General features: G+C 70.0%; 22 protein-coding genes. 9 read left to right on the top strand and 13 right to left on the bottom strand.

Translation table 11 applies throughout. The annotated features are described in order from the left end of the window. Positions 1-28: 28 nt before the first annotated feature. The 4 genes from ACZ39I_RS26410 to ACZ39I_RS26395 all read right to left on the bottom strand — a co-directional run bounded on the left by ACZ39I_RS26410 (position 29) and on the right by ACZ39I_RS26395 (position 4,551). Positions 29-337 (bottom strand): hypothetical protein, encoded by a 309-nt coding sequence (locus tag ACZ39I_RS26410; protein WP_007383036.1) that lies wholly within the window; start codon positions 335-337, stop codon positions 29-31. Between the two features lie 339 nt (positions 338-676). Next, entirely contained in the window at positions 677-1,951 is a 1,275-nt protein-coding gene (locus ACZ39I_RS26405) for a S53 family peptidase (protein ID WP_467246924.1), read from the bottom strand. Positions 1,952-2,324: 373 nt separating this feature from the next. Next, positions 2,325-3,644: a S53 family peptidase gene (locus ACZ39I_RS26400; RefSeq protein ID WP_467246923.1), complete on the bottom strand. Its 1,320-nt coding sequence runs from the start codon at positions 3,642-3,644 to the stop codon at positions 2,325-2,327. 292 nt (positions 3,645-3,936) lie between these two features. Beyond that, positions 3,937-4,551, bottom strand: a complete 615-nt coding sequence (locus tag ACZ39I_RS26395; protein ID WP_467246922.1) for a TetR/AcrR family transcriptional regulator — start codon at positions 4,549-4,551, stop codon at positions 3,937-3,939. Between the two features lie 89 nt (positions 4,552-4,640). Between ACZ39I_RS26395 and ACZ39I_RS26390 the strand changes: the two genes are divergently transcribed. Then, positions 4,641-5,576, top strand: a complete 936-nt coding sequence (locus ACZ39I_RS26390; RefSeq protein WP_467246921.1) for an oxidoreductase — start codon at positions 4,641-4,643, stop codon at positions 5,574-5,576. Positions 5,577-5,920: 344 nt separating this feature from the next. Here ACZ39I_RS26390 and ACZ39I_RS26385 read toward each other — a convergent pair whose 3' ends face one another. Then, the gene (locus ACZ39I_RS26385) at positions 5,921-6,820 is read right to left on the bottom strand and encodes an alpha/beta fold hydrolase (RefSeq protein WP_467246919.1); all 900 of its coding nucleotides are present in this window, start codon (positions 6,818-6,820) and stop codon (positions 5,921-5,923) included. A gap of 129 nt (positions 6,821-6,949) precedes the next feature. On the opposite strand from ACZ39I_RS26385, the gene ACZ39I_RS26380 reads away from it, so the two are divergent. The 3 genes from ACZ39I_RS26380 (at position 6,950) to ACZ39I_RS26370 (ending at position 9,624) form a co-directional block, all read left to right on the top strand. Next, positions 6,950-7,660, top strand: coding sequence for a trypsin-like serine peptidase (locus tag ACZ39I_RS26380; protein ID WP_467246917.1), 711 nt, complete (start codon positions 6,950-6,952; stop codon positions 7,658-7,660). A 151-nt stretch (positions 7,661-7,811) separates the two neighbouring features. Next, positions 7,812-8,756 carry a C40 family peptidase gene (locus ACZ39I_RS26375; protein WP_467246978.1) on the top strand — a complete coding sequence of 315 codons (945 nt, stop codon included), beginning with the start codon at positions 7,812-7,814 and terminating at the stop codon, positions 8,754-8,756. 169 nt (positions 8,757-8,925) lie between these two features. Then, positions 8,926-9,624 (top strand): phosphatase PAP2 family protein, encoded by a 699-nt coding sequence (locus ACZ39I_RS26370; RefSeq protein ID WP_467246915.1) that lies wholly within the window; start codon positions 8,926-8,928, stop codon positions 9,622-9,624. Between the two features lie 22 nt (positions 9,625-9,646). Here the strand turns inward: ACZ39I_RS26370 and ACZ39I_RS26365 are convergent, their stop codons facing one another. Next, entirely contained in the window at positions 9,647-11,188 is a 1,542-nt protein-coding gene (locus ACZ39I_RS26365; RefSeq protein ID WP_467246914.1) for an FAD-binding oxidoreductase, read from the bottom strand. A gap of 297 nt (positions 11,189-11,485) precedes the next feature. Here ACZ39I_RS26365 and pstS point away from each other — a divergent pair, with 297 nt between their 5' ends. From pstS to pstB, 4 genes are all read left to right on the top strand, one after another. After that, positions 11,486-12,607, top strand: coding sequence for a phosphate ABC transporter substrate-binding protein PstS (pstS, locus tag ACZ39I_RS26360; RefSeq protein ID WP_467246913.1), 1,122 nt, complete (start codon positions 11,486-11,488; stop codon positions 12,605-12,607). 114 nt (positions 12,608-12,721) lie between these two features. Next, positions 12,722-13,726, top strand: a complete 1,005-nt coding sequence (gene pstC / locus ACZ39I_RS26355) for a phosphate ABC transporter permease subunit PstC (RefSeq protein WP_467246976.1) — start codon at positions 12,722-12,724, stop codon at positions 13,724-13,726. Beyond that, complete coding sequence (gene pstA, locus ACZ39I_RS26350; RefSeq protein ID WP_352391659.1) at positions 13,723-14,784, top strand: phosphate ABC transporter permease PstA; 1,062 nt, start codon at positions 13,723-13,725, stop codon at positions 14,782-14,784. The genes pstC and pstA overlap by 4 nt, the downstream gene beginning before the upstream one ends. A 39-nt stretch (positions 14,785-14,823) precedes the next feature. After that, entirely contained in the window at positions 14,824-15,600 is a 777-nt protein-coding gene (gene pstB, locus ACZ39I_RS26345; RefSeq protein WP_403671218.1) for a phosphate ABC transporter ATP-binding protein PstB, read from the top strand. A 113-nt stretch (positions 15,601-15,713) separates the two neighbouring features. Here pstB and ACZ39I_RS26340 read toward each other — a convergent pair whose 3' ends face one another. Continuing rightward, positions 15,714-16,712 carry an inorganic phosphate transporter gene (locus ACZ39I_RS26340; protein ID WP_467246912.1) on the bottom strand — a complete coding sequence of 333 codons (999 nt, stop codon included), beginning with the start codon at positions 16,710-16,712 and terminating at the stop codon, positions 15,714-15,716. An 8-nt stretch (positions 16,713-16,720) separates the two neighbouring features. Continuing rightward, a complete protein-coding gene (locus ACZ39I_RS26335) occupies positions 16,721-17,341 on the bottom strand; it encodes a DUF47 domain-containing protein (protein WP_007383023.1) in 621 nt (206 codons plus the stop codon). Between the two features lie 199 nt (positions 17,342-17,540). On the opposite strand from ACZ39I_RS26335, the gene ACZ39I_RS26330 reads away from it, so the two are divergent. Next, on the top strand, positions 17,541-17,879 hold the full coding sequence (locus ACZ39I_RS26330) for a metal-sensitive transcriptional regulator (protein WP_352391662.1): 339 nt from the start codon (positions 17,541-17,543) through the stop codon (positions 17,877-17,879). 48 nt (positions 17,880-17,927) lie between these two features. Here ACZ39I_RS26330 and ACZ39I_RS26325 read toward each other — a convergent pair whose 3' ends face one another. The 5 genes from ACZ39I_RS26325 to ACZ39I_RS26305 all read right to left on the bottom strand — a co-directional run bounded on the left by ACZ39I_RS26325 (position 17,928) and on the right by ACZ39I_RS26305 (position 23,184). After that, positions 17,928-18,104 (bottom strand): hypothetical protein, encoded by a 177-nt coding sequence (locus tag ACZ39I_RS26325; protein WP_467246909.1) that lies wholly within the window; start codon positions 18,102-18,104, stop codon positions 17,928-17,930. A 98-nt stretch (positions 18,105-18,202) separates the two neighbouring features. Further along, complete coding sequence (locus tag ACZ39I_RS26320) at positions 18,203-19,039, bottom strand: SCO4651 family lipoprotein (protein WP_467246908.1); 837 nt, start codon at positions 19,037-19,039, stop codon at positions 18,203-18,205. Positions 19,040-19,336: 297 nt separating this feature from the next. Then, complete coding sequence (locus ACZ39I_RS26315; protein WP_467246907.1) at positions 19,337-19,771, bottom strand: NUDIX hydrolase; 435 nt, start codon at positions 19,769-19,771, stop codon at positions 19,337-19,339. 31 nt (positions 19,772-19,802) lie between these two features. Continuing rightward, a complete protein-coding gene (locus ACZ39I_RS26310) occupies positions 19,803-20,834 on the bottom strand; it encodes a CHAD domain-containing protein (protein WP_467246906.1) in 1,032 nt (343 codons plus the stop codon). Beyond that, entirely contained in the window at positions 20,815-23,184 is a 2,370-nt protein-coding gene (locus ACZ39I_RS26305; RefSeq protein ID WP_467246905.1) for an RNA degradosome polyphosphate kinase, read from the bottom strand. The genes ACZ39I_RS26310 and ACZ39I_RS26305 overlap by 20 nt, the downstream gene beginning before the upstream one ends. Positions 23,185-23,505 lie beyond the last annotated feature (321 nt).

The raw sequence follows: 23,505 nt of genomic DNA, 5'->3' as shown, positions 1-23,505 counted from the left end.
CCGGAGGTGCGTCGACCGGACGCGGCGGCTATACGGCCATGCCGTACACGATGGTGAAGAGCGTGCCCAGGGAGCCGATGATGAAGACCCCTGTCAGTCCCGCGATGATGAGGCCCTTGCCCTGTTCCGCGCTGAACGTGTCCCGCAGGGCGGTGGCACCGATGCGCTGTTTGGCGGCGCCCCAGATGGCGATGCCGAGGCAGAGCAGGATGGCGACCGCCATGACGACCTGGATCATCGTCTTCGCCTCGGTCCCCAGTGCCCCGAAGGGGCCCCAGTCCGGAGCGATCCCGCCGATGATGGTGTTGATGTCTCCCTTGTCGGCCGCAAAGAGCATGTAAGTCACCGCCCCTGGTGGGTAGTTCCGTCTCCCCTGCGTGTGCGCAGAGGTCAGGCCTCATTGTCGCCGACAATTCTGCCGTCGTATGTCGACTTGGCGTCATTGGTTGGCGGGTTTCGTACGAATGACTGTCTGGTCACTCTGTGTATCACGGCAGGTTACGCCGGGCAATGAGGCCTGAGCGGAACCTGGCCCATGGTTCCGTCGTTGACCCCTCTTACGACCTGCGGCGCTTCTGGCACCGATGTTCTGCGGGTGAAGGCTAACCCGGAAGGCCACCGGCATGACGAACGGGCCGCGGTAGGGGAGGCCCGCGACCCGTTCGTTGACGGAGAGTCAGCTGGTGAAGGCGCTTACTCCCTTCGGGGTGCCCCACCCGGTCGGGCCGTCGTAGCCCGAGCCGGCGGTGCAGAAGTAGCTCGTCGAGCAGGAGCCGTTGGTGCCGGAGGTCACGTCGTTGAGGGCGGACGTGTGCTTGTAGGGGTACTGGGCCGGGTAGTCGCTGCTGCCCGGGGTGCCCGCGAGGGCGTACACCGACGCGATGATCGGGGACGAGGCGCTGGTGCCGCCGAACGTGTACCAGCCGGCGGTGACGCCGTAGGAGTCGTAGACGGAGACGCCGGTGGCGGGGTCGGCGACGGCGGAGACGTCCGAAATCATGCGCTTGGTGCAGCCGGTGTCGGTCTGCCAGCTCGGCTTGGCGTCGTAGGACGAGCAGCCCGAACCCGTGCCCTCGGTGGAGCTGGTGTTCCAGACGCTCTCGGTCCAGCCGCGGGTGGTGGAGGACCTCGAGAGCGCGGTGCCGCCCACCGACGTCACGTACCTGGACGCTGCCGGGTACTCGGCGCCGTAGGCCTCGTCGCCGGCGGAGACGGTGATGGCGACGCCGGGGTGGTTGAAGTACGCGGTGTCGTAGGAGGTGTCCGAGGAGGACTCGGAGCCGCCGTAGGAGTTGGAGACGAACTTGGCGCCCAGGGTGACGGCCTCGTTCACCGCCTTGCCCAGGTTGGCCATGGTGGCCGACTTGGCCTCGACGAGGAGGATCTTCGCGTTCGGGGCGATGGCGGAGACCATGTCGAGGTCGAGGGAGATCTCCTCGGACCAGCCGCTGTCGCTGGAGGGCAGGGACGTCGTGGAGCCGGTCTGGGAGACCTTCTTGAAGCAGCCGTTGGCGGTGGTGCAGGCCGGGAGGCCGTAGTAGCTGCGGTACTTGGCGAGGTCGGCCTCGGCGTTGGGGTCGTTGTAGGCGTCGACGATGGCGATGGTCTGGCCGGAGCCGTTGGAGGCGGAGGCGGCGGTCAGGCCGTAGGCGGACTGGAGGTCGCTGGGGCCGTAGCCGGAGGGGGTGGCGGCGTCGGCGGCCTTCGGGGTGATGCCCCGGGCCTTCTGGAAGGCGGTGGTGCCGCCTGTCACGCGCAGGGAGTCGCAGGCGAGTTCGCCCGCCTTCTTGGGGGTGGCGCAGGGGGTCGCGGCCCAGGTGACCTTCGTGGAGCTCGCGGCGTCGGCGTGGACGGCGGTCCCGATGCCGGCGAGGAGGAGGGCGGCGGTGGCTGCCGCGGCAGAGCTGACGCGGCGCCATCTCAGGCGGGTGTGGGGGAAGTCGGTACGCAAGGTGCAGCCTCCTGATGGTGACGGAACAGGGCGGTGCGGGTGCGTGCCGTCGGTACGGTGTGTCCCCGGCGGCGGGCGGCGGCCTGCGACGACGGTCCACCTTGTTCCGTACGTGACAACAGGCAGTGGCCGGAATTCTGACCTTCGCGATACCGAAAGTTGTCCCGGGCTTACTCGTGCATGGCCGCTCGATGGACTGCGGGCGGTGGTCACTTGACCTGTGTGGAGACGGCGAACGGCGCGCGTGACACGGCGAACGGGCCGCGACCGGATGTCGCGGCCCGTTGCCGTCGTGCCGCCGAGGGGACCCCACGTCCCCCTCTCAAGGGCGGCGCCCCCGTGACCCGACGGGGACGATTCGGGAGCTGTCGGTTCAGCCGGTGAAGGCGCTGAGGCCCTGCGGCGTGCCCAGACCGGTCGGTCCGTCGTAACCCGACTTGGCGGTGCAGAAGTAGCTCGTGGAGCAGGAGCCGTTGTTGCCGGAGGTCACGTCGTTGAGGGCGGAGGTGTGGGCGTAGGGGAAGGAGGACGGGTAGGAGCCGCTGGACGGCGTACCGGCCAGCGCGTACACCGACGCGATGATCGGGGACGAGGCGCTGGTGCCGCCGTAGGTGTTCCAGCCGGTGCCGTCGGCGCCGTAGGAGTCGTAGACGGAGACGCCGGTGGCGGGGTCGGCGACGGCGGAGACGTCCGAAATCATGCGCTTGCTGCAGCCGGTGTCGGTCTGCCAGCTCGGCTTGGCGTCGTAGGACGAGCAGCCTGAACCGGTGCCCTCGGTGGTGCTGGTGTTCCAGACGCTCTCGGTCCAGCCGCGGGTGGTGGAGGAGGTCTTGAGGGCGGTGCCGCCGACCGCGGTGACGTACTTGGAGGCGGCGGGGTATTCGGCGCCGTAGCCCTCGTCGCCGGCGGAGACGGTGATGGCGACGCCGGGGTGGTTGAAGTACGAGGTGTCGTAGGAGGTGTCCGAGGAGGACTCGGAGCCGCCGTAGGAGTTGGAGACGAACTTGGCGCCCAGGGTGACGGCCTCGTTCACCGCCTTGCCCAGGTTGGCCATGCTCGACGAACTCGCCTCCACCAGCAGGATCTTGGCGTTGGGGGCGATGGCGGAGACCATGTCGAGGTCGAGGGAGATCTCGCCCGCCCAGCCGCTGTCGGCGGTGGGCAGGGAGGTCGTCGAGCCGGTCTGGGAGACCTTCTTGAAGCAGCCGTTGGCCGTGGTGCAGGCCGGCAGACCGTAGTACGAGCGGTAAGTCGCCAGGTCGGCCGCGGCGTTGGGGTCGTCATAGGCATCGACGATGGCGACCGTCTGGCCCGAGCCGTTGTTCGCGGCCGCGGAGGTCAGACCGTACGCGGACCGGAGGTCGCTCGGGCCGTAGCCGGTCGGGCTCGCGGAGGAGGCGTTCGGCTTGAGCGTCTTGGCGGTGACGCCCTTCAGCGCGGCCTGCTTCTCCATGAACGCGGTGGTGCCGCCGGTGACGCGCAGGGCGTTGCAGGCGGCGTAGCCCTTCTTGGGGGTGGCACCGCACGCGTTCTCGTACTGCACGTGGGCCTTGGCGACGGCGGTGGCGACGGCTTTGGCGCTCACGTGGTCGGGGGTGGCGGCGGTCGCGTGGACGGCGGTGCCGAGTCCGGCGAGGACGAGGGCGGAGGTGGCCACGGCGGTGGAGCCGGCCCGGCGCCATCTGCCGGACATGTGGGGGGAACGGGAAGTACGCAACGTACAGCCTCCTGGGAGTGGTTGCAGAGGCCTGCAGTGGGGGACCACCGGTGAGGTTCCCGGTGGGGGCGGCGACCCGCGAAGACCATCCCTTTGTTGAGTACGTGACAACAAGACAGGCGGTGGAATCCTGACTTCCGCCATACCGAAGGGCGTTGGGGGATTGCTGATCAATGGCCGGCGGATGGGCGGGGGATGGTCACGGCTTGACCATCTACACGCGTCGCACACAACTCCCGGGTGCCTGACGGTACTTGGAGGATCCCGATCAGCGGGGCTTGAGGCCGTACATCAGGTGGTGGACCAGTTCCGGCACGGTCTGCATCGCGGCCTCGGTGGTGAACATGCCGGTGGCGGCGAAGGACGCGAGGCCGTGGAGGGCGGTGCCCACGACGACGGTGAGTAGCTCGGGGTCGCCGTCGACGATCTCGCCGCGCTGCTGGGCGGCGGCGACGGCCCGCGCCAGGGCGCCCACCGTGCGGTCGATCCCGGCGGCCATCTGTTCGGTGGCGTCGGGCTCGTGCTTGCGGGCGTACATCAGCTCCAGGAGTGCGGCGTTGTCGATGGCGAAGCCCAGGTATGTCCGGGCCAGGACGGTGAGGCGGTCCTGGAGGGGGAGGCCCGGTTCGTCGGCGGCTTCGAGGGCCTCGGCCATGCGGTCGTAGCCGACCAGCGCGAGGGCGTTGAGCAGGGCCTGCTTGTCCTTGAAGTGCCGGCCGGGGGCGGCGTGGCTGACGCCGAGGTCGCGGGCGAGTTCCCGCAGGGAGAGGGAGGCGCTGCCCTTGTCGCGGAGGGTGTGCTCGGCGGCGGCGAGGAGGGCGGAGCGCAGGTCTCCGTGGTGGTAGGGGCGGGTCTCGGGCTTCTCGGCTGGCATGGGCGCCATCGTATCTGGATGTAGGCGATGCCAGCATTGTTGGCGACGTCATCATTGTTGTCATTGACAGCATTGTTGGCGGCGTCTACATTCGGCGCATGGCTACGGACAAGCAGCAGAAGTGGAACGCGACCCGCATCCTCGACCAGACGGGCCGTACGGCGGTGGTCACGGGGGCGAACAGCGGGATCGGACTCCGGGCCGCGCAGGCCCTGGCCGAGGCGGGCGCGCACGTCGTGTTCGCCGTACGGGACCCGGAGCGCGGTGAGGCGGCCGCGAGGACCGTGAACGGCAGCACGGAGGTCCGGCGGCTGGACCTGGCGGACCTGTCGTCGGTGCGCGAGTTCGCGGCGGGCTGGGACCGTCCGCTGGACCTGCTGATCAACAACGCGGGTGTGATGATGGTCCCGCAGCAGCGGACGGCGGACGGCTTCGAGATGCAGTTCGGCACGAACCATCTGGGCCACTTCGCGCTGACGAACCTGCTGTTGCCGCACGTCACCGACCGGGTCGTGACGGTGTCCTCGGGTGCGCACCGCTGGGGCGACCAGCGGATCGACTTCGACGACCTGAACAGGACGTCGGCCTATGACCCCAGGGGCGTGTACGGCCAGTCGAAGCTCGCGAACCTGCTGTTCGTGCTGGAACTCCAGCGCCGGCTGACCGAGTCGGGCTCCGGCGTCCGCGCCCTGGCGGCCCACCCCGGCTACTCGGCCACCAACCTCCAGAGCCACGCGGCGAGTGCGGCGGCCCGGGCGTTCATGAAGTTCGGCAACAGGTTCCTGGCGCAGGACGACCGCGCGGGCGCCCTGCCCACGCTGTACGCGGCGACGCAGGAGCTGCCGGGGGCGAGTTACGTCGGTCCGGACGGGCTCGGTGAGATGAGGGGTGCGCCGACTCTGGTGGGCCGGAGCGCGGCGGCGAGCGACCCTGCCGTCGCCCGGCGCCTGTGGACGGTGTCGGAGGAGCTGACGGGGACGCGTTTTCCCCAGGGCGTGCAGACGCTCCAGGGTGCGCAGACGCGGGCCACCTGACCGGGGCACGCGCCCGTGACTCAGGCGGCGCTTGCCCGGAACCCGCGCAGTGCGTCGGTGAGGTCCCCAGGGCCTCCTCGGCCGTGTGTGGCCCCGAGTCGGTCGGACTGTCCTCCAGAGGGCGTGGGGACGCGGGGCCGAGCCGTTCGCCCGGTGCCCCCGCCGATGTCAGGGCTACTCGGTCGCGGTCTAGGTGTCCGGCGCCCGCCCAGAACCCGCGCAGTGCGCCGGCGAGGGCCTCCGGGGCCTCCTCGGCCATGTTGGTGCCCGGAGTCGGTCGGACCGTCCTCCAGAGGGTGTGGGGACGCGGGGCACCGAGCCGTTCGCCCGGTGCCCCGCCGATGTCAGGGCTGCTCGGTCGCGGTCAGGTGTCCGGCGCTCGCCCAGAATGCGCGCAGCGCGCCGGCGAGCTCTTCCGGGGCCTCCTCGGCCATGTGGTGCCCGGAGTCGATCGGGCCGCCCTCCAGGTGGGCGCCCGCCCAGTCGCGCCAGACGGCCAGGACGTCGCCGTACAGGTCGGTCATGTCGTCCCGCGTGGCCCACAGGACCTGGAGCGGGCGGTCGATGCGCCGGCCGGCCCGCCGGTCGGCGTCGTCGTGCTCGCGGTCGATGCCGAGGCCGGCCCGGTAGTCCTCGCACATGGCGTGCACGGTGGCCGGATCGTGGATCGCGTGCCGGTAGTCCTCGTACGCCTCGGCGCCTATCTGCTCGGGCTTCGCCGTGTACCAGGCGTCGGGGTCGGCGTTGATGACGCGTTCGGCGGGCTTGTCCGTCTGGCCGAGGAAGAACCAGTGCCACCAACTCGCGGCGAAGCCGGCGTCGCAGCGGCGCAGGGCCTCCCCGATGGGGACCGCGTCCAGCACGCTGACCGCGGACACCGCCCCGGGGTGGTCCAGGGCGAGGCGGGTCGCCACGTACGCGCCCCGGTCGTGCCCGACGACCGCGAACCGCTCGTGTCCCAGCCGGCGCATGACCGCGAGGCAGTCGCCGGCCATCGCCCGTTTGGAGTACGGGCGGTGTTCCGGGTCGGTCGCGGGCTTGTCGGAGCGGCCGTAGCCGCGCAGATCGGGACAGACGACGGTGTGGCCCGCCGCGGCCAGCAGCGGGGCGACACGGTGCCAGGTGGCATGCGTACGGGGATGTCCGTGCAGGAGCAGTACGGCGGGGCCGCTGCCGCCGTGCCGCACGCGTAGCCGAACGCCGTCGTCGCCCTCGCACCGCGTCAGTTCGAATCCGTCGAACACGCCCAGCCTCCCGGACTCCCTCGTCGAGGTTCGGCTGCCCGCGGGACGCGGGATCCACACTGTCGCCCGGCACTGTCGCGAAACCTCCGCTTGATGCGTTTCTCACCTTCGTGCGGAATGCTTTCTTCCGTGAAGCGCACGCCACGTCTCGCTCTCCACGCCGCCGCTGTCCTGCTCACCGTCACCTCGGCCTCCGAGGCGGCCGCCGACGACGGGGCGGGGCCCTTCGGGGTGACGACGGTCGCCGCGGCGAACGCGCCGGCCGCCCGCGTGGGACCCCTGTTCAACGGCAGCCGGCACCACTGCACCGCCTCCGTCGTCCGCAGCCCGCACCGGGACCTCCTCGTCACCGTCGCGCACTGTCTCGACGGCGACGACGACCTCGTGTTCGTGCCCGGTTACCGGGACGGCGAGGCGCCGTACGGCAGGTGGAGGGTGCTGACGCGGTATCTGCCCGAGGGGTGGTCCAAGGGGCAGGACGAGGACAGCGACGTCGCCTTCGCCACGGTGGAGGGGAAGGTCCAGGACGTCGTCGGCGGGAACGGTGTCGCGACCGGCACCGCCACCGGGGCCACCGCCGTCACGGTCATCGGGTACCCCTCCTCCCGTGACGTGCCGATCAGCTGCACCAACAAGCCGACCGTGCACAGCCGCACGCAGCAGCGAATAGCGTGCCCCGACTTCACGGGGGGTACCAGCGGCAGTCCCTGGGTGAACGGGGACGGGCAGGTCGTGGGGGTGGTGGGCGGGCACGAGCAGGGCGGGGCGACGCCCGACGTGTCGTACAGCGTGGTGCTGGGGGCCGAGGCCGCCGCGCTCCACCGTGACGCCGTGCGCTGATCTTTGCGCCGACCCGGCCGAGTACCCCGGCTTCCTTCGGGGAAGCTCCTAGACTGGGGCGGGCGGACTCCCGGTCGTTGAGGGGCGGTTGACGGTGCGTAAGGCGTGGCTCGTTGCGGGCGCCGTTCTCGGGGCGGGGCTCAGCTTTGTGATGCTGCTCGTCGTGGGGGTCTACCTCGTCGCCGGCAACCTTGCGGGCGGGGTCGGCGGGGCCACCAAGGCCCTGGCCAAGGGGGCTGTTCCGGCCGCCTATCAGCCGCTCGTGCAGAAGTGGGGCAACCTCTGCCCCGCCATCAACCCGGCCCTGCTCGCCGCCCAGCTCTACCAGGAGAGCGGATTCAACCCGAAGGCCCAGAGCGCCGCGGCGGCGCAGGGAATAGCGCAGTTCATTCCGGGGACCTGGGCCACCCACGGGGTCGACGGCGACGGCGACGGCGACAAGGACGTCTGGGACCCCAACGACGCGATTCCCTCGGCGGCTTCCTACGACTGCTCGCTCGCGTCCTACGTGAAGAACGTCCCGGGCAACATCACCGAGAACATGCTCGCCTCCTACAACGCGGGCGCCTACGCGGTCATCAAGTACGGGGGCGTGCCGCCGTACGCGGAAACCCAGAATTACGTGAAGACCATCACGACCCTGGAGGAGAGCTTCGCGGCGCCCACGACCCGCGTCGATCCCTCCAGGCAGGCCGCCGGTGCCATCTACTACGCGCAGAAGAAGCTCGGGACGCCCTATCTGTGGGGCGGGACCGGTACCGCCGAGCAGGGCGGGCGCTTCGACTGTTCGGGGCTGACGCAGGCCTCGTACGCGAGTGTGGGCATCACGCTGCCGCGCGTCGCGAACGACCAGTACAACGCGGGCCCGCATCCGGCCAGAAGTGAACTGCTGCCGGGGGACCTGGTGTTCTTCTCCAAGGACCTCAGCAATTCGCGCGCCATCCACCATGTGGGGATTTATGTGGGCGGCGGATACATGATCGACGCACCGAGAACAGGTGCTGTGATCCGGTTCGACCCGATCGACACTTCTGAGTACTTCGGCGCCACCCGCGTCACCGAAGATGGCGCGAAAGCATTGCCGACGACGGTGTGACCGAGCGTGAAACTCACCCCCTGAGCTGCGGCGATGTGTCTCTCTTCGATAACGTCTGCGTGATCATTCAGTGGAGTGTGGAACGTATTAACGGGAGCCGTGCGTTCCTGGGGACGTAGCCGAGCGCACATGGGTACGCCGGGAAAGACGACGAAGGGGCCGCAGCACCATGGCTGTTCTCGCCGAATCCGGGTCGAACCCCGACGTCGACCTGCTCTACGACATCAACGGCCTGGCCAAGGACGCCCCGCACTGGTTCGACCGGGTCATGGAGTACGTCGGGGAGTACGGCATTTTGCTCGGGATGGTGCTGCTCGTCCTGTGGTGCTGGTGGTCGGGCCGCCGGCGCGGGGGTGAGGACGCCGCCTCCTCGGTGGCCGCGCTGCTGTGGGCGCCGCTCGCCGCCGCGCTGGCCGTGCTGGTGAACGTGCCCATAAGGGGGTTCGTCGAGCGGCCCCGGCCGTTCCGGACCCATGAGGGGCTCGAGGTCCTGGTGACCGGGAAGACCGACTACTCCTTCGTGAGCGACCACGCGACGATCACCATGGCGATGGCGGTCGGACTGTTCGTGGCCAACCGGAAGTTCGGGCTCGTCGGGATCGCGCTGGCGCTGCTCGAAGGGTTCTGCCGGGTGTACATGGGGGTGCACTACCCGACGGACGTCATCGGCGGGTTCGCGCTCGGGACCGCGGTGGCTCTGTTGCTGTCGCCGCTCGCGATGGCCCTTCTCACGCCCTTGATGAGGGCCGTCGAGAGGTCGCCGAAGGGGGCGTGGATCGTTCGCGCGCGAGACGGCGGGCGGGGAGCGTCGGTGATTTCCGGGGCCCGGCAGGAGACCCCGGCCTCCCAGCGGGACCTCGCCGCGTAGCCGACGAAAGCTGCAACTACCGCTACAGCGACTGCGGGTACGTGAAGAAGCCCTGCGGGTCGTACTGCTTCTTCACCTTGGCGAGCTTGGTCGCCGCGTCGCCGTAATACGCCTTCCGCCAGTCCTTCAGCGTCGGGTCCGTGTAGTTCTGGTAGGCCGCTCCCGAGGCGTACGGCTTCATCGCGCCGTGGGCTCCCGCCAGCCAGGACTGGGCCGTCGTGCCCGGCGTGCCCGACCTCCAGGACGCTATGTACTGGGCCAGCATGCGGGAGCGGCGGTGGACGAAGGCCGTGGCCGTGGGGGAGACGCGGTTGACCGCTCCGCCGAGGGCGGTCAGGGCGATGCTGCCCGAGCCGCCCCGGGCCGCCGCGATCTGCCTCAGCAGGGTCTGGATGCCGGCCGCCGGGATCGAGCGGTCGAAGAAGTCCGAGCGGGCCGCGTAGGTCTCGCGGCCGAGGGCGCCGTGCGGGTCGCGGTTCGGGGTGGAGCCGGGCAGGTGGCACTTGGCGTCCGTGGAGAAGGACGAGCAGCCCGCGTACGCCTCCATCGCGCTCTCGTAGGAGTGCCGCCGCAGTGAGACGCTGCGGGCCGGTGAACCGACCCGGTCGGCCAGGCGGTCGAGGGCGTTCTGGAGCTCGCCGTAGGTGCCCATGGAGAACGCCGCGACCGCCACGGACGGCGAGCCGCCGTTCTCCAGGTGGCAGGAGGACCAGATCTCGTCGGGCTGGCCGGGACCCCACTCCTGCCAGGCCCGCACCACGGCGGCGGCCCTGGACCACGGCCAGGTCGCGTACGCGGTCACGCCTTGCGGGGCCGGGTGGGTTCTGAAGTGCAGTTCGGTCACCACGCCGAAGTTGCCGTTGCCCGCGCCGCGCAGGGCCCAGAAGAGGTCCTTGTCGGTGGACGCGTCGGCGGTCACTTCCTTGCCGTCGGCCGTGATCAGCGTCGCCCGGGTGAGGCTGTCGCAGGTCAGGCCGTAGGCCCGGGAGGCCACGCCGTGGCCGCCGCCCAGCACCAGGCCGGAGATGCCGACGGTCGGGCAGGAGCCCCCGGGGATGGTCACGCCTTTCGCGGTGAGGGCCCGGTAGATGTCGATCAGCTTGGCGCCGGCGCCGACCACGGCGGTGCCGCCCGAGGCGCGGACGCGCTTCAGCCGGGAGACATCGACGATCAGCCGGTTGTTTCCCGAGGACCAGCCCGCGTAGGAGTGGCCGCCGTTGCGGATCGCCACCCGGACGCCGTGGGCGCGGGCGTAGGCGAGCGTGGTGCGGATGTCGTCGGGGTGCGCCACGTACGCCACCGCCGCGGGCTTCAGCGAGTCGAAGCGGGTGTTGTAGAGCTGCCGGGCGGTCGCCCAGTTCGCGTCGCCGGGGCGCACCAGGGTGCCGTCCAGGTCGCGGCCGAGGGCGGTCCAGTTCGCGGCGGCCGCGGCGGGTGTACGGGCGGAAAGGGACTGGCCGAAGGTGCTGGGTGTGGTGCCGGCGCTCTTGCCGCCGTCGCAGGCGGCCGTGCCGATCGCGGCGATCGCGGCCGCGCCGCCCCCGATGAACGTACGCCGTTCCATGTGTCCGTGCCTTTCGTCGGCCGCGTGGCCTTCCCTGGGACGAGACGGGACTGTGGGGGTGAGGGTTCCCTGGTGGGTTCCGGAATCACACTGTGCCCTCGACGTAAGCGTTCCGTGACCTCACCGCACCTTCTGCAGGGGTTCACCCCCCGTTCACTTCCGGCCATGAACGCCTTCACCTGATCTGCCTAATTTCGGCCTTACGCGATGTGTGGTGCGCCGTGAGCGCGCATCCGCATCTCCCAGACTTCGCGCACGCCGCCGGATTCAGGACGGCGGCTCCCGGAAGGAACTCAAGTGAAGCTTCAGCGCAAGAACCGGCGGGCCCTCGCCTTCGGTGCTCTCGCCGTCTCCGGCGCCCTGGCCCTCACGGCGTGCGGCTCGGACGACACCAGCGGTGGCGGCGGCAACGCCTCCGCCACCGCCGCCGCGGGCAACATCAAGTGCGACGGCGCCAAGGGCCAGCTGCTCGCCGACGGCTCCTCCGCGCAGAAGAACGCGATCGACGCCTGGGTCAAGCAGTTCACGCAGGCCTGTGGCGTGCAGATCAACTACAAGGGCAGCGGCTCCGGCGCCGGCATCACCGCCTTCACCAACGGCCAGGTCGCCTTCGCCGGTTCCGACTCGGCGCTGAAGCCGGAAGAGGTCACCGCCTCCAAGAAGGTCTGCTCCGGCGGCCAGGCCATCGACCTCCCGATGGTCGGCGGCCCGATCGCGCTCGGTTACAACGTCCCGGGCGTGGACAAGCTCACGCTGGACGCCCCGACGCTCGCCAAGATCTTCAACAACAAGATCACCAAGTGGAACGACGCGGCGATCAAGAAGCTGAACCCCGACGCGAAGCTTCCCGACCTCAAGATCCAGGCGTTCCACCGCTCCGAGGACTCCGGTAGCACGGACAACTTCACCAAGTACCTGATCGCCACCGCCAAGAGCGACTGGCCCTACTCGGGCGGCAAGGCCTGGCAGGCCGAGGGCGGCCAGTCGGCGTCCGGCTCCTCCGGCATCGCCCAGCAGGTGAAGCAGACCTCCGGCGCGATCGGCTACATGGAGCTGTCGTACGCCAAGGACGGCATCACCCCGGTCAGCATCGACACCGGTGCCTCCGCCCCGGTCGAGGCCAGCGTGGACAACGCCACCAAGGCCATCGCCGACGCCAAGGTCGTCGGCACCGGCTCCGACCTGGCGCTCCAGCTGAACTACGCCACCAAGGCAGAGGGCGCCTACCCGATCACCCTGGTGACGTACGAGATCGCCTGCGACAAGGGCAACAAGGCCGACACCCTGGCCGCCACCAAGGCGTTCCTGCGCTACATCGCCTCCGAGGACGGCCAGAAGGTCCTCGCGGACAACGACTACGCGCCGATCCCCGACGACATCATCGCCAAGGTCCGCACCACCATCGAGGGCCTGAGCTGACCTGAGCGTGTGGCCGGACCGGGCCCGCTTCGAGGGCCCGGTCCGACCGCACCGTCCGGTGCACCGCCGCCAGGAGCCGCACATCGCGTGCGGCTCAGCAGACCGGAGAACCCGATGGACACCACACAGCTAAAAGACGTACATCCTCCAGCCCCCCAGCCGACCGAGGCCGAGCAAAAGCGCGCGACCCGCGGCGCCACCCGACCCGGTGACCGGATCTTCCTCGGTCTCTCCCGCGGGTCGGGCATCCTGCTGCTGGCGATCATGGCCGCGATCGCCGTGTTCCTCACCTACCGCGCCTCGATCGCGATCAGCAAGGACGACGCGAACTTCCTCACCACCTTCGAGTGGAACACCGGTCTGATCCCGCCGAAGTTCGGCATCGCGGTCCTCGCCTTCGGCACGGTCGTCTCCTCGATCATCGCCATGGTCATCGCGGTCCCGATCGCGGTCGCCATCGCCCTGTTCCTCACCCACTACGCTCCGCGCAGGCTGAGCGGCCCGATCGCCTACGTGATCGACCTGCTCGCCGCCGTGCCGTCGATCGTCTACGGCCTCTGGGGCGCCCTGATCCTCGTCCCGCACATGAACGGCCTCTACGGCTGGCTCGACGACTACCTCGGCTGGACCGGCATCTTCGAGTGGCAGGGCGGGGCGCCCCGCTCGATGCTCACCGTCGGCATCCTGCTCGCGATCATGATCCTGCCGATCATCACCAACGTGAGCCGCGAGGTCTTCCGCCAGGCCCCGCAGATGATCGAGGAGGCGGCCCTCGCCCTCGGCGCCACGCGCTGGGAGGTCATCCGCATGGCGGTGATCCCCTTCGGCCGCTCCGGCGTGATCTCCGCCTCGATGCTCGGCCTCGGGCGTGCGCTCGGCGAGACGATGGCCGTGGCCACCGTGCTCTCCCCGACCTTCACCATCCAGGCCAGCCTGCTCGACCCGGGCGGCGGCACCTTCGCCCAGAACATCGCCAGCAAGTTCAGTGAGGCCAGCGACCTCGGCCGGGACGCCCTCATCGCCTCCGGTCTGGTGCTGTTCGTCATCACCCTGCTGGTCAACGGCGCGGCCCGCATGATCATCGCCCGCCGCAAGGAGTACTCGGGGGCCAACGCATGAGCAACGCCGTCATCGCCGACAAGCCCCGCAGCACCCTGCGCGGCGCGCGCCTTCCCAAGTGGAGCCCGTACGCCATCGGTGCCGGCTCCGTCGCCCTCGGGCTCGGCATCAGCGCGGCCGCCGGTCTGCACAGCAGCATCCAGTGGGCCCTGATGGCCGCGGTGCTGTTCGTCCTCGGCACGTACGTCATCGCGTCCCGCGTCGAGGGGCGCCGGCAGGCCAAGGACCGGGTCGCGACCGCCCTCGTGTGGGTCGCCTTCCTGATCGCCCTGGTCCCGCTGATCTCCCTGGTCTGGACGACCGTCGTGCGCGGCGTGAAGGTCCTCGACGTCTACTTCCTGACCCACTCGATGGGCCTGGTCTCCGACACCGAGCCGGGTGGCGGCATCTACCACGCCATCCTCGGCAGCCTGGAGCAGGTCGGCCTCGCCACCGTGATCGCGGCGCCGGTCGGTGTGCTCACGGCGATCTACCTCGTCGAGTACGGGCGGGGCAACCTCGCCAAGGCCGTCACGTTCTTCGTGGACGTGATGACCGGTATCCCCTCGATCGTCGCGGGCCTGTTCATCCTGTCGATCATGCTGATGTTCGACATGCAGCCCTTCGGCTTCGCCGGCTCGCTCGCGCTGGCCATCCTGATGATGCCGGTCGTGGTCCGCTCGACGGAGGAGATGCTCAAGCTCGTCCCGAACGAGCTGCGCGAGGCGTCCCTGGCGCTCGGTGTCCCGAAGTGGCGCACCATCCTGAAGGTGGTCCTGCCGACCTCGATCGGCGGCATCACGACCGGCATCATGCTGGCGGTCGCCCGTATCGCGGGCGAGACCGCGCCGGTGCTGCTGCTGGTGTGGGGCAACTCGCTCATCAACACCAACCCCTTCGAGGGCGCGCAGCAGTCGTTGCCGCTGTTCATCTACCAGCAGTACGCGAACAGTGCGGGTTCCGGTGCGGCGTACGACCGAGCGTGGGCGGCGGCGCTGACGCTGATCGCCTTCGTGATGATCCTCAACCTGGTGGCTCGCGGCATCGCCCGCTGGAAGGCACCGAAGACCGGTCGCTGACGCGGCCCACTCAGCGACCGATCTGGAAGTGAAGCAATCATGGCGAAGCGAATCGACGTCAGCGGGCTCACCGCCTACTACGGCTCCCACAAGGCGATCGAGGACATCTCGATGACGGTCGAGCCGCGCTCGGTGACGGCCTTCATCGGCCCCTCCGGCTGCGGCAAGTCGACCTTCCTGCGCACGCTCAACCGGATGCACGAGGTCACCTCGGGCGGCCGGGTCGAGGGCAAGGTGCTCCTCGACGACGAGGACCTCTACGGCCACGGCATCGACCCGGTGTCCGTCCGCCGCGAGGTGGGCATGGTCTTCCAGCGCCCGAACCCGTTCCCCACGATGTCGATCTTCGACAACGTGGCGGCGGGCCTGCGTCTGAACGGCTCGTACAAGAAGAGCGAGCTGGCGGACGTCGTCGAGAAGTCCCTCAAGGGCGCGAACCTCTGGAACGAGGTCAAGGACCGCCTGAACAAGCCGGGTTCGGGGCTCTCCGGCGGTCAGCAGCAGCGTCTGTGCATCGCCCGCGCGATCGCGGTGGAGCCCAAGGTCCTGCTCATGGACGAGCCCTGCTCGGCCCTGGACCCGATCTCCACGCTCGCCATCGAGGACCTCATCGGTGAGCTGAAGGAGCGCTTCACGATCGTCATCGTGACGCACAACATGCAGCAGGCGGCGCGTGTGTCGGACCGTACGGCCTTCTTCAACCTGGCCGCGGTCGGACAGCCCGGCAAGCTGATCGAGATCGACGAGACGGAGCGGATCTTCTCCAACCCGTCGGTCCAGGCCACGGAGGACTACATCTCCGGCCGCTTCGGCTGAGCCGGAGCCGCCGTACCCAGACCCCTCGCGGTGCTGCATGGCGGTGCCACCGCGAGGACACAGAGGGCCCGCCCCCGGAATCCGGGGGCGGGCCCTCTCTCGGTGTACGGCTCCTACAGGAACGCCAGATGCACGATGCCGTAGGCGCAGGCGGCCACGATCGCCGCGGCCGGCATGGTGATGAACCAGCCGAGGACGATGTTCTTGGCGACGCCCCAGCGGACCGCGTTGACCCGCTTGGTGGCACCGACACCCATGATCGCCGAGGTGATGACGTGGGTCGTCGACACCGGTGCCTTGAACAGGTAGGCGGTGGTGAACATGATCGCCGCACCGGTCGTCTCCGCCGCGAAGCCCTGCGGCGGATCGAGTTCGATGATCTTCCGGCCCAGGGTGCGCATGATGCGCCAGCCGCCCGCGTAGGTGCCCAGCGACAGCATCAGAGCACAGGCGATCTTCACCCAGACCGGGATCGGGTCGCCGTACGTCTTGTGGCCGGAGATCACCAGGGCCATCACCACGATACCCATGGTCTTCTGGGCGTCCTGGAGACCGTGCCCGAGGGCCATACCGGCCGCGGACACGGTCTGCGCGATGCGGAAACCCCGCTTCGCCTTGTGCGGATTGGCGCGCCGGAAGATCCACATGATCGCCGTCATCACCAGGTAACCGGTGACCAGGCCGACGACCGGCGAGATGAACATCGGGATGACGACCTTGTCGAGCACCCCCTGCCAGATCACCTCGGTGCCGCCCGCCAGCGCCGCCCCCACCATGCCCCCGAACAGCGCGTGCGAGGACGAGGAGGGCAGCCCGAAGTACCAGGTGACGAGGTTCCACACGATCGCGCCGACCAGTGCCGCGAAGAGGATCCCCATCCCCCTGGAGCCCTGCGGTGTCTCGATCAGGCCCTCACTGACGGTCTTGGCGACCCCGGAGCCGAGAAAGGCTCCTGCCAGGTTCATGACCGCTGCCATGGCGAGCGCGGCCCGCGGAGTCAGGGCTCGCGTCGACACCGAGGTCGCGATCGCGTTCGCCGAGTCGTGGAAGCCGTTGGTGTAGGTGAAGAAGAGCGCGACCAGGATGGTCACGACCAGAGCGAAGGTGTCCATGGAAGAGGTCAGGACTCCTTGACGGCGATGGTCTCCACCGTGTTCGCCACGTGCTCGAACGCGTCCGCGGCCTCTTCGAGGACGTCCACGATCTGCTTGAGCTTGAGGACCTCGATGGCCTCGTACTTGCCGTTGAACAGCATGGCGAGCAGCTTGCGGTGGATCTGGTCGGCCTGGTTCTCCAGCCGGTTGACCTCGATCCAGTACTCGGTGAGGTTGTCCATGGTCCGCAGGTGCGGCATGGCCTCGGCGGTGAGCTCGGCGGCCCGCGCGAGCACCTCGATCTGCTGCTCCACGCCCTTGGGGAGTTCCTCGACGTTGTAGAGGACGACCAGGTCGACGGCCTCCTCCATGAAGTCCATGATGTCGTCGAGGGAGGACGCCAGGTTGTAGATGTCCTCGCGGTCGAACGGTGTGATGAACGAGGAGTTCAACTGGTGGAAGATCGCGTGGGTGGCGTCGTCACCGGCGTGTTCAGCAGCCCGCATACGCTCTGCGATCTCGGCCCGGCCGGCGGTGTCCGCGCCGAGCAGTTCCATCAGGAGCTTCGAGCCCGTGACGATGTTGTCCGCGGAGGCGGCGAACATGTCGTAGAAGCTCGTCTCCCTGGGGGTCAGACGAAAGCGCACAAGGGGTCCTCGGGGTGCATCGGTTTCGGTCAGGGTGATGCTAAGTGCATCATCCGGCCACGGCTAATGGGCCGTCCCCCAGTGTCGCCCATCAGGCACAGTGGTTGGCACGGGGGCCGTCCGCAGGCCCTATACCCCGGAAACTTCGGTACGATATACCCAGGAGGGGTATAGGAATGCCCCTGGTTGTGAGGACGCGATGACGACGACCGACACCGGCGCCACGGCGCCCTCCGAGGCAGTGGCCGAAAACGTCACGCACGGCTACCACAAGCAGAAGGACGAGCACCTCAAGCGCCTGCGCCGGATCGAGGGCCAGATCCGCGGCTTGCAGCGCATGGTCGACGAGGACGTCTACTGCATCGACATACTCACGCAGGTGTCCGCCTCCACCAAGGCCCTGCAGTCCTTCGCCCTGCAGCTCCTGGAGGAACACCTGCGGCACTGCGTCGCGGACGCTGCCGTCAAGGGCGGCGCGGAGATCGACGCGAAGGTCGAGGAGGCGACAAAGGCGATCGGCCGTCTGCTGCGGACGTGACCGGCCTTCCCCTACGACGCGACCTACGACGCGACGGGCGCCCCCGGCTCACGTGCCGGGGGCGCTCGCGCGTTCTTCGGCCACCTTCAGCACCTCGTCGATGCTCTCCGGGCTGAGCCGGTCGTCCGCGGCCGAGGCCGCGATGATCAGCTCTCCGCACAGCTCGATCTCGGCGAGGGCCACGTGGTCCTGAACCGCCGTACCGCCGACCGGAGCCACGCGCATCACCTCTTCTCTGCCGTTACCGACTTCCTAGAGTAGGGAGCGGCCTACACCCCGCGCATGGCACGGACGGGCTAGTCCTTGAGGCCCGTCACGGCCGCTCACTCCTCGGCGATCCTGCCGGCGTAGATGTCCCGGGCGGCCGGCAGACGTACGTCCGTGGCGGTCCCGAAGTCGTACAGCAGGGTCGTCGAGGCGACCGCCACGGTGCCGTGCCGCCGGCCGTTGACGAAGCTGAAGCGGTGGCGGACCTTGCGGATACGGCCCTGGTCGTCGAGGTAGACGTCGAAGGGCACCGTCGCCGTGGCGAACCCTTTCGCCGCCGCCGCCAGGACGTCCTTGTCGGCGCTCGGGGTGCCCTTGGCCGCGGCCACGAGGTCCGCCGTGCCCCGGTAGTGCCGCACCTCGGTTCCCGCGAGCTCGGTCGCGCCCACGTACGTCGCCGTCCTGGTCCCGCGCAGAATCTCGGCGGCCACCAGCGGATCGGTGGCACCGCCGGTGACGAGGTTGCCGTCGGTCAGGGTCGCGGTGTCGACCCGCACCCACTTGTCGGCGGGCACACCCGCGCCCCGGTTCTTCATGAACAGGGCGCCCGGAGCGAGGAGTTCGGTGATCGGCCGGTGCTCGCTGGTGCCGGCCGGGTCCTGCGGCAGCATCACCTTCAGCCGGCCGAGGCGCTCACGGTAGTCGTACACACCCTCGCCGCGGATGGTGACCAGGGTGCCGCCGGTGGCCATCTCCATGGACGTACGGGCCTTGGAACTGCCCGCGTCCACCAGAGTGTCGGCGGCCCGGCGCAGGGTCCCGACCGGGTCGGCCGCCCGCGCGTCGTCCAACGCGGCGCCGCTTTCCGCACAACTGGTGGCGCAGGCGCAGACCATGAGCACCGCCGCGACGACGACCGACCCGCCGGCCTGCCTCTGCTGCCGCTTCGCCATCGCCGCCAACCCCCAGCCGATACGTCCGTCAAGGACCCGTGTCGTTCCGCATAACGACGGCCGGGTGGGGCCCGTCACGCGTACACCGGCCCTTTACCCGGGGTGGGTAACGTTGTCGGCGTGGCGCAGCAGGACAGGATCCCCCCACCTCCCTCCGACCGACCGGCCCACCACACACAGATGGTCGAACAAGGCCGTTTCTGCCTGGCCCGGTGCACCTGCGGCTGGCGCGGACCGGCGCGCAGAGCCCGCAGCCAGGCCCGGGCGGACGCGGAGGGACATGCGGAGGGCTGAGGCCTACGTGTCGTGGTCGATCACGTGCCCCAGGAGCTCGTCGACCAGGGTCCGGTCCTTGGGCTGGGTCAGCCGGTTCCTGGCGGCCGCCGGGGAGAGCCACAGCACGCGGTCGACCTCGTCGTTCGGGGTGAAGGCGCCGGTGACGGCCTCGGCCGCCCAGTAACGGACCTCCTTGGGGCGGCCGCCCGCGTAGTACTTGGCGGTGGAGAGCGGGGCGCCGGGCACGGCCCGGTGACCCGTCTCCTCCTCGACCTCGCGCAGCGCACCGGCGAGGGCGTCCTCGCCGCGCTTCACCTTGCCCTTGGGGTGCGACCAGTCGTCGTACTTCGGCCGGTGGACCAGGCAGATCTCGAGCTCACCGTCGACGGGGGAGCGGCGCCACAGGACGCAGCCGGCCGCCTGGACGGGTGTCTGCGGGGTGTCGGGGTCGGTCACGGGAGTCGCCGCCTTCCTGTCGCCGCCTTCTTCAGGTGCTGACCGTCTGCTTCTGCCAGCACTGCTGAAACGCGAACCGGGACGCCTCCACCTCGTGGCGCTGGTCGGCGTGCAGGACACCCAGGGCATAGGCGGTGGCCGGAGCTATGCGGGGGGTGCGGGCCGCAGCGGCGGCCTCGGCGGCGGCCTCCGAGGCGTCCCGGTGGCGGTCCAGGGCCTGGCCCGCGGTCAGGAGCCGCACCTCCACCGCGGGATCGCCGCCGGTGAGGGCCTCCCGCGCGTAGCGGTGCAGGCGCAGGAGGAGGCGGACCTGGTGCCAGGGGGCGTCCTGGGGGTGCGGGGAGGGGTCCGGGGAGAGGCCGTGGACGAGGGCCTCGGCGTTGTAGGGGCTGCCCGCGGTGACCAGGGGCAGGGCGGTCACCGCGGCCTCGAGACGTTCCTGGGCGGCGGTGGCCAGGGGGTGGAGGTCGGTGGTGACGGCCGTTCTCGTCAGGGGGACCTCGCTCGCCAGTACGGCGATGCTGTCGGCGACCGCGTGGAAGCGGGAGGAGCCGAGGGCCTGGAGGGCGGTGCTGTGGGCCCGGGTGCGGGCGAGGGTGAGCCGGCGGTCCAGGAGGGCGCCCGCTTTCGCCGCGCCCACCGTCAGGTTGCCGCGGTCCGGTCCGGGCACCACCGCCTGCGTCGGGAACACCGCCCCCGACAGCCTGTGCAGCGCCAGCAACAGCCGCTCCAGCCGGGACTCGTACGCGTGCTCCATGCCCAAGGTCCCGGACAGCCAGGCCAGTTCGGGCCGCAGGGACTCCGACCAGTCGGGGTCCAGGAGGGGGCGGAAGGTGTGGAGGCAGGCGCTGATGCGGCGGACCGAGCGGCGCAGGGCCCGGGCCGCGTCGACCGGGTCCTGCGCGCCCACCGCCGTAGCGCCCGGGTCGCGGTGCTGGCGCAGGGCGCGGAGGAACTCGGTGGCCTGGGCCCGCAGGTAGCCCGCGAGGGCGTCCCCGTTGGGGCCCGGCGGCCCGACGTGCCCGGACCGGGGATCCGTCGGTTCAAGGTGTTGCTGTGCCACGCCGGCGCCTCCGGGCGTCTATGAGCATCTCCTGGACGTTGCGCAGGGGTTGGCCGTCCGCGTCCATGGCGTGCCGGGTCCACTCGCCGTCCGGGCCGAGGTGCCAGGACGCGGTGGTGTCGGACATCCCGGTCTCCAACAGGCGGTTCAGGGCTGCCCGGTGGGCCGGGTCGGTGACCCGGACCAGTGCCTCTATCCGGCGGTCGAGGTTGCGGTGCATCATGTCGGCGCTGCCGAACCACACCTCGGGTTCGCCGCCGTTGCCGAAGGCGAAGACCCGGGAGTGTTCGAGGAACCGGCCGAGGATCGAGCGGACCCGGATGTTCTCGGACATGCCCGCGACGCCCGGGCGGATCGCGCAGATGCCGCGCACCCAGACGTCGACCGGCACGCCCGCCTGGGACGCGCGGTAGAGCGAGTCGATGAGCGCCTCGTCCACCAGGGAGTTGACCTTGATGCGGATGAAGGCCGGACGTCCTGCGCGGTGGTGCTGGACTTCCTTGTTCACGCGGGAGATGAGGCCGTCGCGCAGGGACTTGGGTGCCACCAGCAGACGGCGGTAGGTCTCGCGGCGGGAGTAGCCGGACAGCCGGTTGAAGAGGTCGGAGAGGTCGGCGCCCACCTGCGGGTCGGCGGTGAGCAGGCCGAGGTCCTCGTAGAGCCGCGCGGTCTTCGGGTGGTAGTTGCCGGTGCCGACGTGGCTGTACCGCCGTAGTGTGTCGCCCTCCTGACGGACCACCAGGGACAGCTTGCAGTGGGTCTTCAGGCCGACCAGGCCGTAGACGACATGGCAGCCCGCCTCCTCCAGCTTGCGCGCCCACTTGATGTTGGCGTGTTCGTCGAAGCGGGCCTTGATCTCGACCAGGACGAGGACCTGCTTGCCGGCCTCGGCGGCGTCGATGAGGGCGTCGACGATGGGGGAGTCGCCCGAAGTGCGGTACAGGGTCTGCTTGATGGCGAGGACGTCCGGGTCGTCGGCCGCCTGCTGGAGGAAGGCCTGCACGGACGTCGAGAAGCTGTCGTAGGGGTGGTGCAGCAGGACGTCACGGGTGCGCAGGGCGGCGAAGATGTCCGGCGCGGACGCGGACTCGACCTCGGCCAGGTCACGGTGGACGCCCGCGACGAACTTGCGGTACTTCAGCTCGGGGCGGTCCAGGCCGGCTATGCGGAAGAGGCCGGTGAGGTCGAGCGGGCCGGGCAGTGGGTAGACCTCCGCCTCGGAGATCTTCAGCTCGCGCACGAGGAGGTCGAGCACATCGCGGTCGATGGACTCCTCGACCTCCAGACGGACCGGCGGACCGAAGCGGCGCCGCATGAGTTCCCGCTCCAGGGCCTGAAGGAGGTTCTCGGCGTCGTCCTCCTCGACCTCCAGGTCCTCGTTGCGGGTGACCCGGAAGGTGTGGTGCTCCAGCACCTCCATGCCCGGGAACAGCTCCTCCAGGTGGGCGCCGATGACGTCCTCGATGGGGACGTAGCGGCCGGGGGAGGACTCCAGGAAGCGGGACAGCAGCGGCGGGACCTTGACCCGGGCGAAGTGGCGGTTGCCGTTGACCGGGTTGCGCACGATCACGGCCAGGTTCAGGGAGAGGCCGGAGATGTACGGGAAGGGGTGCGCCGGGTCGACCGCCAGGGGGGTCAGGACCGGAAAGATCTGGTGCCGGAACAGGGTGAAGAGGCGGGCCTGCTCCTTCTCCTGGAGTTCGTTCCAGCGGACCAGGTGGATGCCCTCCTCCGCGAGGGTGGGGGCGACGTCCTCGTGGTAGCAGGCGGCGTGCCGGGCCATCAGCTCGCGGGAGCGGGCCCAGATCATCTCCAGCACCTCGCGCGGCTGGAGGCCGGAGGCGGAGCGGGTGGCGACGCCGGTGGCGATACGGCGCTTCAGTCCGGCGACCCGGACCATGAAGAACTCGTCCAGGTTGCTGGCGAAGATCGCGAGGAAGTTCGCACGCTCCAGGAGGGGCGTGTTCGGGTCCTCGGCGAGTTCCAGGACCCGTTCGTTGAACGCGAGCCAGCTGCGCTCCCGGTCGAGGAAACGACCCTGCGGGAGCTGGGCGGCACCGTCGACCGGGATCTCCTCGTACGCGTCGAGATCGGCGTCGAGGTCGGGCTCCAGATCGGAGACGGTGGCCGACACGGTGTGCGGGCGGTGCGCGGCTATGGAGCCCACGGAGGGCTGCATGTGCTGGACCTCTGCCTGGGCGTTCGACTGGCTCATGGACCCATTCTTCCGCGCCAGGAGCGAAACGGGCGCGTCGGAGGCGGCGAGCGGGAGCACGGCGGCGACCGGGGAGTCCCCGTTCCCTGCGGATTCCCCGGGCGGCGGCGAAGGCTCTGGCACAGCGGGCTTCATCCAGCGAGCCTCGCAAGCCTGTCTGAACCAACGGTTACGGCGACATGGCGTTCGGGATATCGGGGGAGGGCTCGCGGGGGTCTGCGGAGCGGGGGGCGGGTGTTTTTCTCGGGGGTGGGGGGTGAGGTGGGTCCTGGGGCGGGGGTGCGCGGTCGCGAGGCGCGAGTCGGGGCTGGGAGGGCCGCACCTGCCGTGTGCCCGCCCTGTTCCTGCCGGGGGCGTGCCGGAGCTGGGCCGGCCAGCGCGCTGATGCGGCCCGTGGGCAGCCGGAAGGAGCAGCCGTCGAGGGCCGGGGCCGGCCTGCCGTACGGCTTGCCCGGG

This window comes from Streptomyces sp. NPDC024687, from assembly GCF_055559055.1.
This window is presented reverse-complemented; position numbering and strand designations above follow the sequence as displayed.